Below are 13,550 nucleotides of genomic sequence, written 5' to 3' on the forward strand. Positions count from 1 at the left end.
GATGAGTCAGGCTCTGCGCAAGCTGACCGCCTCGATCGGCCGCTCCAACACGATGGTAATCTTCATCAACCAGATCCGCATGAAGATCGGGGTGATGTACGGCAGCCCGGAGACGACGACCGGCGGCAATGCGCTGAAATTCTATGCCTCCGTTCGGCTCGATATCCGCCGTATCGGCACGATCAAGGAGCGCGACGAGGTCGTCGGCAACCAGACCCGCGTCAAGGTGGTCAAGAACAAGGTGGCGCCGCCGTTCAAGCAGATCGAATTCGACATCATGTATGGCGAGGGCGTCTCCAAGGCCGGCGAACTGGTCGACCTCGGCGTCAAGGCCGGCGTGGTGGAAAAGTCCGGCTCCTGGTTTTCCTATGAAAGCCAGCGCCTCGGCCAGGGCCGCGAGAACGCCAAGCAGTTCCTGAAGGACAACCCCGATATCGCCAACAGGATCGAGGCCGCCATTCGCCAGAATTCGGGCCTGATCGCCGAGCGCATTCTCGAAAACATCGATCCTTCGGAGGCCGACGCGGAAGACTGAGATCGCCGCATTCCGCGACCGGTCGTCGGACCCGCCGGGCGATCCCGGCGGGTTTCGCCGTTTCGACGATCCTCGACAGGGGCGAGGCGCGTCGTTACAACGCGCTTCGGGGCCTGTCCGGAAAGTCGGTGGCTCGGCTCGTCGGGTCTTTCCGTTGCCCAGTGTGTCGCCGATCTCGCCAATGCCCTCGGTCTTGGCAGCGATCGGCTCCCGCCGGGGTGGCAAAATCCCTTGCCGGTCTCCAACCACCGACTTTCCGGGCAGGCTCTCAACCCATGAGAACCGGCGACTTTGCCGGCACGAACAGGCGTAACAGGCGATGAGCGGCGTCAACGAGATCAGGTCCACCTTCCTCGATTATTTCGGGCGCAACGGCCATGAGGTCGTCGCATCCTCGCCGCTTGTCCCGCGCAACGACCCGACGCTGATGTTCACCAATGCCGGGATGGTGCAGTTCAAGAACGTCTTCACCGGCCTGGAAAAGCGCCCCTACCAGCGCGCGGTCACCGCGCAGAAATGCGTGCGCGCCGGCGGCAAGCATAACGACCTCGAGAATGTCGGCTATACGGCGCGCCATCACACTTTCTTCGAGATGCTGGGGAATTTCTCCTTCGGCGACTATTTCAAGGACCGTGCGATCGAGCTCGCCTGGAACCTGATCACGAAGGAGCTCGGCCTGCCCAAGGACAAGCTCTGGGTGACGGTGTTCCACACCGACGACGAGGCGTTCGGCCTCTGGAAGAAGATCGCGGGCCTGCCCGAGAGCCGCATCGTCCGCATCCCGACCTCGGACAATTTCTGGGCGATGGGCGATACCGGCCCCTGCGGCCCCTGCTCGGAGATCTTCTTCGACCATGGCCCCGGCATCCCCGGCGGCCCTCCCGGCAGCCCCGAGGCCGATGGCGACCGCTATATCGAGATCTGGAATCTCGTCTTCATGCAGTTCGAGCAGGTGACGAAGGAGGAGCGCGTCAATCTTCCGCGGCCCTCGATCGATACCGGCATGGGGCTGGAGCGCCTCACGGCGGTGCTGCAGGGCAAGCATGACAATTACGATATCGACCTGATCCGCTCGCTGATCCTGGCCTCGGCCGACGCGACCAATGTGGCTCCCGACGGGCCGCAGGCGGTGTCGCATCGCGTCATCGCCGACCATCTGCGCTCCTCGAGCTTCCTCATCGCCGACGGCGTGCTGCCCTCGAACGAGGGCCGCGGCTATGTGCTGCGGCGCATCATGCGCCGCGCGATGCGCCATGCGCACAAGCTGGGGGCGGCCGATCCCTTGATGTGGCGTCTCGTGCCGGCGCTGGTGCAGCAGATGGGCCAGGCCTATCCGGAACTCATCCGGGCGCAGGCGATCATCACCGAGACCCTGAAGCTCGAGGAGACGCGCTTCCGCGCCACGCTCGAGCGCGGCCTCAAGCTGCTCGAGGAAGAGACCGGCAAGCTCGGCTCCAGCCAGGCGCTGGCCGGCGATGTCGCGTTCCGCCTCTATGACACCTTTGGCTTCCCGCTCGATCTGACGCAGGACATCCTGCGCGGCCAAGGCCGCAAGGTCGATAACGCGGGCTTCGAGCGGGCGATGGAAGAGCAGCGTGCGGCCGCGCGCCGCGCCTGGTCGGGCTCGGGCGAGGCCGCGACCGAGAAGCTCTGGTTCGAGCTCAAGGAGAAGCTCGGCGCCAGCGAGTTCCTCGGTTATTCGACCGAGACCGCGGAAGGCGTGGTCACCGCCATCGTCAAGGACGGCAAGCCGGTCGACCGCGCGAAGGCGGGCGACGAGGTGCAGCTCATCGCCAACCAGACGCCCTTTTACGGCGAGTCTGGCGGCCAGATGGGCGACAGCGGCATCTGGTTCAACGGCTCCGGCCTCGAGATCGCGATCATCGATACCCAGAAGAAGCTGGGCGATCTCTGGGTCCATCACGGCAAGCTGGTCCGGGGCGAGGTCAAGCTCGGCGACGCGGTCGAGATGCGGGTCGATGGCGAGCGGCGCAACGCGTTGCGTGCCAATCACTCGGCGACGCATCTGCTGCATGAGGCGTTGCGCCGGCGCCTGGGCGATCACGTCACCCAGAAGGGCTCGCTGGTGGCGGCCGAACGGCTGCGCTTCGATTTCAGCCATCCCAAGCCGCTGACGCGCGAGGATCTGGAGATCGTCGAGGCCGACGTCAATCGCCGCATCCGGCATAATGCCGAGGTCGAGACCGTGCTCATGACCCCGGACAATGCGGTCAAGGCGGGCGCCTTGGCGCTCTTCGGCGAGAAATATGGCGACGAGGTCCGTGTGGTGTCGATGGGAGGGAAAAACGGTGGGGGCAGCCAGGACGAGGGCGAGCATTTCTCGACCGAGCTCTGCGGCGGCACGCATGTGCGCCGCACCGGCGATATCGGTGCCTTCAAGATCCTGTCCGAGAGCGCGGTCGCGTCCGGTGTGCGCCGCATCGAGGCCCTGACCGGCATCGGCGCGGAGAAACATGCGCGCGAGCAGGAAGCGCTGGTGGCGGCGGCGGCGGCGGTGCTGAAGACCAAGCCCGCGGACCTGCCGGCCCGTATCGCGAGCCTGGTCGATGAGCGCCGCAAGCTCGAGCGTGAGCTCGCCGAATCGCGCAAGGCGGCAGCGTTGGGCGGCGGCGCGGGGAGCCAGACCGCGGCGCCTCAGCGCGAGATCGGCGGCATCAAGATCGTCTCGCGCCTGCTCGACGGCGTGCCTGCGAAGGAGCTCAAGGGCATGGTCGACGAGATGAAGAAGCAGCTCGGCTCGGGCGTGGTGGTGTTGCTGGCCCGCGAAGAGGGGCGTGCCTCGCTGGTGGTGGGCGTCACGCCCGACCTGACGGGCCGCGTCAACGCGGTCGATTTGGTCAAGGCCGGCAGCAAGGCGCTGGGCGGGCAGGGCGGCGGTGGTAGACCCGACATGGCGCAGGCGGGCGGACCCAATGCGGGTGCGGCCGAAGCGGCGCTGGCGGCAATCGAGCAGGAGTTGGCGAACCTCTCCCGCGCCGCATAGCAGCGGAACGGTCGGGGGCCCGGGGGACAGGCGATGACCGGCAATGCGAGGACGGCGGCGTTCCAGCTGATGGGAGAGACCAACTCCCGGCGGGGCCCGCGATACGTTGCCGACGCGGTTCTCCTGGCGAGCATCCTTGCCGCGGTCGTCTCCAGCTTCCTCAAAAGCCTCCCGAACGCGACCGGGGCCGAGGTCGATCTGGCGAAAGCCCTGGGTCTGATCGCGTTGCTGATCTTTACGTTCGAGTACGCCATCCGGCTCTGGATCGCACCCGAGCAGGCGTCCGGCCTCCATGCCAGGACAACACGTCTCGATTACGCCCGTTCCTTTCTCGGCGTGGTCGACCTGATCGTGGTCCTCCCTGGCTGGATCGCGACACTCTTGCCGGTCGACAGCGGGCTGATCGAGCTGGTCGATCTCCTGGCGCTCCTGAAGCTTGCGCGTTTCGCGCCGGCGCTGGGATTGGTGGGAACGGTTCTGCGGAACGAAGCCCAGGCCCTCGCCGGGGCGCTGATGGCGATGACGGTCCTCCTGGTGCTCGCCGCCGGCATCATGTATCTGCTCGAGCGCGGCGCCCAGCCGCAACTCTTCGACAGCATCCCGCATACGCTCTGGTGGGCCATCGTGACCATGGCCAGCGTCGGTTACGGCGACATGGTGCCTGTGACCGCGGCGGGCCGCGTCTTCGGCGGCGTGATCATGCTGCTCGGCATCGCCATCTTCGCGGTGCCGACCGGCATTCTCGCCACCGGCTTCGCCCAGGAGATCCGCCGGCGCGATTTCACCGTGAGCTGGCAGGCGGTCGCGGGCGTGCCGCTCTTCGCTGGCTTGGACGCTCCTCGCATCGCATCGATCACGCGCCTCTTGAAGCCGCAAACGGTCCCGCGCGGCTACACCATCGTTCGCCGCGGCGATTCAGCCGACGCGATGTTCTTCGTTCTGAAAGGTGCCGTGGAGGTCGAACTGAAGCCGCAGCCGGTTAGGCTCGGGCCGGGTCAGTTCTTCGGGGAGATCGCATTGCTGAAGGACGTCCAGCGGCTCGCCACCGTCACAGCCGCCGAGGACACGCAGCTCTTGGCCCTCGACGTCAATGACTTCCGCCGCCTCATGGCGCAAATGCCGGATCTCAAAGCCAAGATCGAAGCCGTGGTCGAGGATCGGCTCCACATCTTCGATCAGGCGGCCCCTAAGCCGCCCAATCCCGACCAACCCGCTTAAGCCGCACGCGTTGGACGGCCGACGTCCGGCATCAGGCCCGCGCCGCCGCTGCCATCAGAGCGCGAGCATCCCGGCGGCGACGAAGAGCGCGACGAACAGAGTAACGAGTCCGACTAGTTGTGCCATTTCCAGCCTCCTCCTGCCCGAGTGACCAGAGCCCATCCGCTTTTGGGGCGATCGGATGCCCCTCCCCAATCCAATCCGTACCGTAAATCGACCGATCACATCTCTAACATAAGCTAGCGCATTGAGTTCCGAGGCAAAGGGGCAAAGAAAATGGAGCTGCTTGAGATGCTCCTGAGGAATTCCTTCTAACGCTTTGCAGCAGGCGGGGATTCATTCGTTAAGCTTGTTCCTTAAACTGTAAGGCATTTGCTGCTGATCGGATCGTCTGATGCAATCGGGTGACGCGATCTCGTTAACGAGTGTTACCAGCCGCCTCTCGAGGGGTAGCGACGTGGAGGAGGGCGCAAAGAAAAAGGGGCCCCGTGAAGGGCCCCTTGAATCTGCCGTCGTGAATTCGGAAGCAGCTATTGCTTGACGTCCGCGGCCACTTGCATGCGGATGATCTTGTCCGGGTTGTCGACCGCGCCGCTCTGGGGGTCGCCCTTCTTGATCTTATCCACGAACTGCATGCCTTCGGTGACGTGGCCCCACACGGTGTATTGGCCGTCGAGGAACTCCGCCGGCGCGAAGCAGATGAAGAATTGGCTGTCGGCGCTGTTGGGATCCTGCGCCCGCGCCATCGAAACCGTGCCGCGCAGATGATGCTCGCCATTGAACTCGGCCGGGAGCTTCTGGCCGGAGCCGCCGCGGCCGGTCCCGGTCGGGTCGCCCGTCTGCGCCATGAAGCCGGCGATCACGCGATGGAAGACAACGCCGTCATAGAAATGCTGGCGCACCAGCTCCTTGATGCGGGCGACGGTCTTGGGCGCGAGGTCGGGGCGCATCTCGATGACGACGCGGCCGTCCTTGAGGTCCATGAAAAGCGTGTTTTCGGGGTCGTAAGCCATGGCGGTGCCTCCGGCGAGGGTGAACATGAGGGCCAGAAGCCCCATGAAAATATGACGCATCCGATCCAATTCCTTGTGATGACGTCGGGGTGATGGAAACAGGCAGGCGGGGGCCGAACGGGCCGCCGCCGCGAGATCAGGCGAGCGCCTTCTTCAGGTTCTCGTCGAGCTTGGCCAGGAACTGCTGGGTCGTCATCCAGGTCTGATCCGGGCTGATGAGGAGCGCCAGGTCCTTGGTCATATGGCCGGCCTCGACCGTGTCGACGCAGACCTTCTCGAGGGCCTCGGCGAAGCGCTGCAGCTCCGGCGCGCCGTCGAACTTGCCACGATACCAGAGGCCGCGGGTCCAGGCATAGATCGAGGCGATCGGGTTGGTCGAGGTCTCGCGGCCCTTCTGATATTCGCGGAAATGCCGTGTGACCGTGCCGTGAGCCGCTTCGGCTTCGACCGTGTTGCCGTCGGGTGCCAGCAGCACCGAGGTCATCAGGCCGAGCGAGCCGAAGCCCTGCGCGACCGTGTCGGACTGCACGTCGCCGTCATAGTTCTTGCAGGCCCAGACGAAGCCGCCCGACCATTTGAGCGCGCTCGCCACCATGTCGTCGATGAGCCGGTGCTCATAGACCATGTTCTTCTTCTTGAACTCGGGCGCGAATTCCTTGTCGAAGACTTCCTGGAACAGGTCCTTGAAGCGGCCGTCATAGGCCTTGAGGATGGTGTTCTTGGTCGAGAGATAGACCGGCCAGCCAAGCCCCAGCGCATAGTTGAAGCAGGCACGTGCGAAGCCGCGGATCGATTCGTCGAGATTGTACATGGCGAGCGCCACGCCCGAGCCCGGGAAGGCGAACACCTCGTGGCTGATGGGCACGCTGCCGTCCTCGGGCTGGAAGTTGATGGTGAGCTTGCCCTTGCCGGGGACGACGAAGTCGGTCGCGCGATACTGGTCGCCGAAGGCATGGCGCCCGATCACGATCGGCTGGGTCCAACCCGGCACCAGGCGGGGCACGTTCTTGCAGATGATCGGCTGGCGGAAGACGGTGCCGTCGAGGATGTTGCGGATGGTCCCGTTGGGCGACTTCCACATCTTCTGGAGGTTGAACTCCTTCACCCGCGCCTCGTCGGGGGTGATGGTCGCGCATTTGACGCCGACCCGGTACTGCTTGATCGCGTTGGCGGCGTCGACCGTGATCTTGTCCTGGGTCTTGTCGCGACTCTCGATGCCGAGATCGTAATATTTCAGGTCGATGTCGAGATAGGGGAGGATCAGGCGTTCCTTGATGAACTGCCAGATGATGCGAGTCATCTCGTCGCCATCGAGCTCCACGACCGGATTCTTGACCTTGATCTTCTGCATCTGAACCAAATCCCTACGAAGAGGTAAGCTTGAGGAATGGAAGGTGAAGGCGCCGCATGACGGCCGCGGCGATCGGGCGCCGACGGAAAGGCGCCCGAACATAGCATCGAGGTGGGGTCTTGCAAGCGTCAGGGCGGCGCCCGGATCGGGCTGTGATTCAAGCCCTTAGACCCACCCCCCGGGGAGACCCCGAGTGGCAATATCGGTCGGAAGTGGTAGTCTGCGGGTCCAGGGCCGCGAAGAGCCGCCATTTTCAGGGGATGCTGAGATGCGTAAGGGCCAAAAGCGGACGCGGCGACACCGGACCCGGACCGTAACCCGATCGCTGGCGCTGGCGAGCATTCTCCTTCTGGCCGCATGCGGCCAGAAGCAGCAGGCGCAGCAGACGCCCCCGGCGCCGCCGGCGGTGGGTGTGATCGCCGTCACCAACAAGCCGATCAACCCGACCGCCGGATTTACCGGTCGCGTGCAGGCGGTCGACAAGGTCGATCTCCTGGCGCGGATCAACGGCTTTCTCGACAAGCGGCAGTTCACGGAAGGCCAGGAGGTCAATGTCGGCGATCTGCTCTTCGTGATCGAGCAGGCACCCTATCAAGCGCAGCTCGATCAGAAGCAGGCCGAGCTCGAGAGCGCGACGGCGGCCCAGAAGAACACGGCCGTGCAGTTGCAGCGCGCCATCCAACTGGTCAAGACCAACAACATTCCGCAGGCCACGCTCGATCAGCGCCAGGCCGAGGATACGATGGCCAGGTCGCAGATCCTCGAGGCCAAGGCCGCCGTCGAGCAGGCCCAGATCAATTACGACTATACCGAGGTCAAGGCACCGGTCGCGGGGCGCATCGGCCAATCGACCTTCACGGTCGGGAGCTACGTCACGCCGCAGTCCGGCACGCTGGCCACCATCGTGAGCCAGGATCCGATCTATGTGACCTTCCCGATCGCGCAGCGCATCGTGACCGAGTATCGCCGCAAAAATTCCGAACCTCGGGCGACCGACAAGATCGCGGTCAAGCTCCAGCTCGCGGACGGTTCCGAATACGACCATGTCGGCAAGATCGACTTCGTCGATGTCGAAGTGGACCGTGGCACCGACACGGTGCTGGTCCGCGCCCAGTTCGACAATCCCGACGGCGTGCTGGTGGATGGCCAGTTCGTGAATGTCGCCATCGAGCTCGGCGAGAATCAGATGGCGATATCGATTCCGCAGACGGCGATCCAGCTCGATCAGGCCGGGGCCTATGTCTTTGTCATCGACAGCGAGGGCAAGGCGGAGATGCGGCGCATCAAGACGCAGTCGGGGAGCGGGGGCGAAAGCACGGTATTGGAGGGGCTGAAGGAAGGCGAAAAGATCGTGGTGGATGGCATTCAGAAGGTCCGTCCGGGCCAGCCGGTGACGGCGACTGAAGTCCAGCCCGCGATCAAGAGCTGAGTGCCGCCATGCTCTCAGCCATCTTCATCGACCGTCCCCGGATGGCGTTCGTCATCGCCATCATCACCGTCATCGCCGGCCTGATCGCGATCGGCGTCATTCCCGTCGCGCAGTTCCCGGACATCGTTCCGCCGCAGGTGTCGGTCACGGCCTCCTATCCGGGTGCGGGGGCCGCCGTGGTCGAGCAGACCGTCGCTCAGCCGATCGAGTCGAAGGTCAACGGCGTCGACAAGATGCTCTATATGAAGTCGACGAGCGGCAACGACGGCAGCTACACGCTGACGGTCACCTTCGCGCTCGGTACCGATCCCGACATCAACACGGTGAACGTCCAGAACCGGGTGAACCTGGCGGAACCCAAGCTGCCGCAGGAGGTCTCGCGCCAAGGGCTGACGATCAAGAAGAAGTCATCGGCGCTGCTGCAGATCATCTCGCTCTACTCGCCCAACGACAATTTCGACGCGTTGTTCCTCAGCAACTATGCGACGATCAATCTCGTCGACGTGCTGGCCCGCATCAATGGCGTGGGCGACGTGTTCGTGTTCGGTCCGCTCGACTACTCGATGCGGATCTGGATCTCGAGCGACAAGCTGACCAGCTACAGCCTGTCGCCCAATGACATCATCAACGCGATCCAGAGCCAGAACGTCCAGGCCGCGGTCGGGCGCATCGGCGCGCAGCCGATCGGGGCCGACCAGCAGTTCCAGTTCAACATCCAGACTCAGGGTCGCCTGGTCACCGAGCAGCAGTTCTCCAACATCGTTCTGCGCGCGAACCCGGATGGGTCGGTGGTCAAGATCGGCGACGTGGCCCGGGTCGAGCTGGGTGCCGCCACGTCGGACTCCTTCGGCCGGTTCAATGGCAAGCCGGCGGCCGTGATCGGCATCTATCAGGCCCCGGGTTCCAATGCGGTCGCGGTGGCCAACAAGATCCAGGACACGCTGTCGCAACTCTCGAAGCGCTTTCCGGAAGGCGTTGCCTTCAAGATCGTCTATGACACGACGACGTTCGTGAAGGATTCGATCCATGAGGTGCTCAAGACCCTGGTCGAGGCCTTCATCCTGGTCGTGATTGTCGTCTTTCTGTTCCTGGGCTCCTGGCGCGCGACGCTGGTGCCGCTCATCGCCGTGCCGGTGTCGCTCATCAGCACCTTCGCCGTCCTGCTGGTGATGGGCTTCTCCGCCAACATGATCACGCTGTTCGCATTGGTGCTGGCGATCGGCATCGTGGTCGACGATGCGATCGTCGTGGTCGAGAACGTCGAGCGGCTGATGGAGGACGAGAAGCTCTCGCCCAAGGAAGCCGCCAAGAAGGCGATGACCGAGATCACGGCGCCGATCATCGCGATCACGCTGGTGCTGCTGTCGGTGTTCGTGCCGGTGGGGTTCATTCCCGGGATCTCGGGCGTGCTCTTCAGTCAGTTCGCGGTCGCGGTTTCCGTCGCGATGCTGTTCTCCGCGATCAACGCTTTGACCCTGAGCCCGGTGCTCTGCGCGCTGCTGCTGAAACCGGTCCATCAGCGCCGTGGGCCGATGAAATGGGTCATGCTCGGGATCGACAAGACGCGCGACGGCTATGCCTGGGTCGTTCATCGCTTGGTGCGGGTGGCGATCTTGAGCCTCGTTGCCGTCGGCGGTGCCGCGTTCCTCATGGTGACCCTGGCGAAGATGACTCCGTCGGGCTTCCTGCCCGAGGAAGACCAGGGCCTGATGTTCGTCGAGCTGCAGCTGCCGGATGGCGCCTCGGTCAACCGCAGCAGTGCCGCGATGAAAAACATCGAGGAAATCGTGAAGGCCATGCCGGGGGTCGAGGACGTCACCAGCGTCGTCGGTTACAGCTTCCTCTCCGGCCTCAACCAGTCGAACAGCGCGATGCTGTTCGCCTCCATGAAGCCGTTCAAGGAGCGCACGGGCAAGAACGAGAGCGTCCAGGCGGTCATCGCCGCGATGCGGCGCGAAGGCGCCAAGATTCTGGCTGCCAACGTGATCCCCTTCAATCTGCCGCCCATCATCGGCCTCGGCTCGACCGGCGGTTTCGAATATCAGCTTCAGGATCTGGAAGGCCGAGATCCTCAGGATCTGGCCTCGGTGATGCGCGGCCTTATCGTCGCCGGCAATCAGGATCCCAAACTCACCGCCGTCTTCAGTACCTTCACCGCAAACACGCCCCAGCTCTATCTCAACATCGACCGCTACAAGGCCCAGACGCTGGGCGTCTCGATCAGCGACATCTTCAATGCGCTGCAGGCGACCCTCGGCGGCTACTATGTCAACGACTTCAACCTGTTCGGCCGGACCTGGCAGGTGAAGATCCAGGCCGAAGGCGCCGATCGGTCGAAAGTGGACGACATCTGGCGCATCTATGTCCGGAACAACCAGGGCCAGATGGTGCCGATCCGCAGTCTGGCGAGCGTCTATCCCGTGCTCCAGCCCCAGGCGATCATCCGCTACAACAATTATCGCAGCGTGACGGTCAACGGCTCCCCGGCACCGGGCGTCAGCTCGGGCGACGCGTTGATCGCCATGGAGAAGGTCTCGGACGCCACCCTGCCGCAAGGCTACGGCTACGAATGGACCGGTACCGCGCTGCAGGAGAGGCAAGCCGCCGGCCAGACGGCCATCGTCTTCGGGGCGGCGATCCTGTTCGCCTATCTCTTCCTGGTCGCCCTCTATGAGAGCTGGAGCATTCCAGTCTCGGTGCTTCTATCGGTGACGGTGGGTCTCGCCGGCGCCATGGCGGCAATTATCGTGGCGGACCTCAGCCTCGATCTCTACGCCCAGATCGGCATCGTCGTGCTGATCGCGCTGGCGGCCAAGAACGCCATCCTGATCGTCGAGTTCGCGATGGAGCAGCGCGCGAAGGGCGTCGCCATCTCGGAGGCCGCGGTCAATGGCGCGCGCCTGCGGTTCCGCGCGGTCATGATGACGAGCTTCGCCTTCATTCTCGGCCTGGTGCCGCTGGTGATCGCCAGCGGTGCCGCCTCCGCCAGCCGGCGTGCCGTCGGCACCGCCGTATTCGGCGGCATGCTTGCGGCCTCGATACTCGGCATCTTCGTGATTCCCGGCCTCTACGTGATCTTCCAGCATTTCCGCGAATGGGTGCACGGGCTGGGCAAGCGCAAGGGCAAGGGCAAGGGCGAGGAAAAGCCGGCGCCCGCGCCGGCACCGGCCGAAGGGGCGGGCTGAGCGTCTCGCCGCCAGGCCGGCGTCGGCCACGATCCCTGCTGCGACCTCAGCCCGCGCGCGATCCGCGGAGCGTGCGCTCCTTTGCGTCGCAGGAACCGCAATGCACGAGCTTGCAATGACTGTCGGGATATTCGATCATTACGAGTATCGATTCTTTGGGGGCTGATCGGTTTCAGGCTCGGATTCCGGGCCCCGCTCGAATGACAGGGGGAACCTTTGATCCGATATATGGCGGCACTCATGCTCTCGCTCTCACTGGCGGGTTGCGCCAGCAAATACAGAGTCGATGCGTATGAGGCGCCCGCAGCCCAATTGGACAAGCAGTCAAGCTTCTACGTTGTGCTACCCGAGGATGGGCGCTACGGCGCCACGGTTTATCCGGGCTCCGGTGCGACGACGGCCCAGGCTGTGGCCAGCGCCTTGTTGATTCACGTCGACAAAGCGGTGATCGGGACGACCGCAGGAGAGGATCTCAATGCCGCGTTGGCTCAGGCGCAACAGCGTGACTTGTCATATGTCTTCGTGACCACGATCCTCAATTGGGAAGACCGCACGACCGAATGGTCGGGGATACCGGACAAGCTCACCCTAAAATATGCCGTTTACGAAGCGCCGTCGGGCAAGCTGGTGTCTTCCACCGTTACCAGCGCCAGCAGCAAATGGGGAACGATGGGCGGCGATCACCCCCAGGATTTACTGCCCGAGCCCACGCGGAAGTTCGTCGATCCGCTATTCTGAGAAGTCTGTATCTTCGAGGCAGGTCCCGGGCTCAGCCTGCGCGCGCGATCCGCGTCAGCTCGCGCTCCATCGCCTCGACATGGGCCTTGAAGCTGTGCTTGCGATGGAGGACTACGTTGCCGCTCTGGCCCAGCCGCTGGGCCAGCTCGCGATCCTCATAGATCATGCGGATATTGCCGGCGAGCACCCGGTAATCGTTGACCGGCGAGAGCAGGCCGCTGCGGCCCTGGATGATGGTTTCGGGGATCGGCCCGAAATCGCTGGCCAGCACGCATTTCGAGAAGCTGAGCCCCTCGAGGATGGCGAGCGTGATCAGGTCGTCGCGAGTCGGAAAGATCATCGCGTCGCAATGTTGGATATAGGCCGCGACCATCTCCTCGGGCACCGAGCCCGGATAGAGGATGTCGACGCCGCTCTCGAACAGCCGCGCTGCGAAGGGATCGTTCTCCTTGCGCCCGCCCAGCATCACCAGCGTGATGTTGGGATTGCCCAGGTGAGCCAGCGCCTGCACGCTGAGATCCTGCCCTTTGCGCGGATCGATGCGGCCCAGATGCAGCAGATAGAAGCGATCCGGCTTCTTCTCGAAGGGGCAGGGGCGGGGCGACAGATCCATGCCGATGCCGTAGGGAACGACCGTCCAGTTGTCGCGCTTGAGATAGCGGCCCCAGAGCCACTGCGCCTGCCATTGGGTCGGGAACACGATGCGGTTGGCGGCGCCGAAGGCCTCGGGCTTGAAATCGGCCATCTTGGTATAACCCAGGCCGAACTTCGGCTCATGGATCCACCAGACCAGCGGACAGCGTCCCGCCGTCTGCATGACGATGTCGGAGGCGGTCACGGTGTTGAACAGGGCGACGTCGTAATCCTTGAGCGTCACCCCTTCCTTGAGCGGAATGCCGTAGCGCTCGAACTCGGCCTCGAGCGGTTCGGTCGGGCGTTTCAATTTCAGGATATGGATGTCGTGGCGCTTGCGCAGCTCGCGCAGCAGGCGAAGCAGAATGATCGGCGCGCCCTCGCGCACGAAATTATGGCTGTAGGCCAGGATCCGCATTCGTCTTCCCCCCGATGGCGTGGGGG

At 64.1% G+C, this 13,550-nt stretch carries 8 protein-coding genes and 1 pseudogene; 6 read left to right on the plus strand and 3 right to left on the minus strand.

Annotation, left to right across the window (positions count from 1 at the left end; all coding sequences use genetic code 11):
* The 3 genes and pseudogenes from ACREE8_RS07155 to ACREE8_RS07165 all read left to right on the plus strand — a co-directional run.
* Window positions 1-535 (plus strand): annotated as a pseudogene (locus ACREE8_RS07155) (recombinase RecA); the annotation flags it as partial.
* 319 nt (window positions 536-854) lie between these two features.
* Complete coding sequence (gene alaS / locus ACREE8_RS07160; protein WP_431572297.1) at window positions 855-3,539, plus strand: alanine--tRNA ligase; 2,685 nt, start codon at window positions 855-857, stop codon at window positions 3,537-3,539.
* A gap of 33 nt (window positions 3,540-3,572) precedes the next feature.
* Window positions 3,573-4,757, plus strand: a complete 1,185-nt coding sequence (locus ACREE8_RS07165) for a cyclic nucleotide-gated ion channel (protein WP_431572298.1) — start codon at window positions 3,573-3,575, stop codon at window positions 4,755-4,757.
* Window positions 4,758-5,287: 530 nt separating this feature from the next.
* Here the strand turns inward: ACREE8_RS07165 and ACREE8_RS07170 are convergent.
* Window positions 5,288-5,815 carry a peptidylprolyl isomerase gene (locus ACREE8_RS07170; protein WP_431572304.1) on the minus strand — a complete coding sequence of 176 codons (528 nt, stop codon included), beginning with the start codon at window positions 5,813-5,815 and terminating at the stop codon, window positions 5,288-5,290.
* Between the two features lie 91 nt (window positions 5,816-5,906).
* Entirely contained in the window at window positions 5,907-7,121 is a 1,215-nt protein-coding gene (locus tag ACREE8_RS07175) for an NADP-dependent isocitrate dehydrogenase (protein WP_431572299.1), read from the minus strand.
* Between the two features lie 268 nt (window positions 7,122-7,389).
* Between ACREE8_RS07175 and ACREE8_RS07180 the strand changes: the two genes are divergently transcribed.
* From ACREE8_RS07180 to ACREE8_RS07190, 3 genes are all read left to right on the plus strand, one after another.
* Window positions 7,390-8,550, plus strand: a complete 1,161-nt coding sequence (locus tag ACREE8_RS07180) for an efflux RND transporter periplasmic adaptor subunit (protein ID WP_431572300.1) — start codon at window positions 7,390-7,392, stop codon at window positions 8,548-8,550.
* Between the two features lie 8 nt (window positions 8,551-8,558).
* Window positions 8,559-11,735: an efflux RND transporter permease subunit gene (locus ACREE8_RS07185; protein ID WP_431572301.1), complete on the plus strand. Its 3,177-nt coding sequence runs from the start codon at window positions 8,559-8,561 to the stop codon at window positions 11,733-11,735.
* Window positions 11,736-11,963: 228 nt separating this feature from the next.
* Window positions 11,964-12,473 carry a DUF4823 domain-containing protein gene (locus ACREE8_RS07190; protein WP_431572302.1) on the plus strand — a complete coding sequence of 170 codons (510 nt, stop codon included), beginning with the start codon at window positions 11,964-11,966 and terminating at the stop codon, window positions 12,471-12,473.
* Window positions 12,474-12,504: 31 nt separating this feature from the next.
* Here the strand turns inward: ACREE8_RS07190 and ACREE8_RS07195 are convergent.
* On the minus strand, window positions 12,505-13,550 hold a 1,046-nt coding region (locus ACREE8_RS07195), incomplete at its 5' end, for a glycosyltransferase family 4 protein (protein WP_431572303.1).

It is taken from the genome of Hypericibacter sp. (assembly GCF_050729195.1).
In the GTDB taxonomy this organism is placed as follows: domain Bacteria; phylum Pseudomonadota; class Alphaproteobacteria; order Dongiales; family Dongiaceae; genus Hypericibacter.

Excerpts from the sequence above, each read along its gene's own strand:
- alaS (WP_431572297.1), top strand. The coding sequence starts at position 855 with ATGAGCGGCGTCAACGAGATCAGGTCCACCTTCCTCGATTATTTCGGG.
- ACREE8_RS07170 (WP_431572304.1), bottom strand. The coding sequence starts at position 5,815 with ATGGGGCTTCTGGCCCTCATGTTCACCCTCGCCGGAGGCACCGCCATG.
- ACREE8_RS07185 (WP_431572301.1), top strand. The coding sequence starts at position 8,559 with ATGCTCTCAGCCATCTTCATCGACCGTCCCCGGATGGCGTTCGTCATC.
- ACREE8_RS07180 (WP_431572300.1), top strand. The coding sequence starts at position 7,390 with ATGCGTAAGGGCCAAAAGCGGACGCGGCGACACCGGACCCGGACCGTA.
- ACREE8_RS07165 (WP_431572298.1), top strand. The coding sequence starts at position 3,573 with ATGACCGGCAATGCGAGGACGGCGGCGTTCCAGCTGATGGGAGAGACC.
- ACREE8_RS07190 (WP_431572302.1), top strand. The coding sequence starts at position 11,964 with ATGGCGGCACTCATGCTCTCGCTCTCACTGGCGGGTTGCGCCAGCAAA.
- ACREE8_RS07175 (WP_431572299.1), bottom strand. The coding sequence starts at position 7,121 with ATGCAGAAGATCAAGGTCAAGAATCCGGTCGTGGAGCTCGATGGCGAC.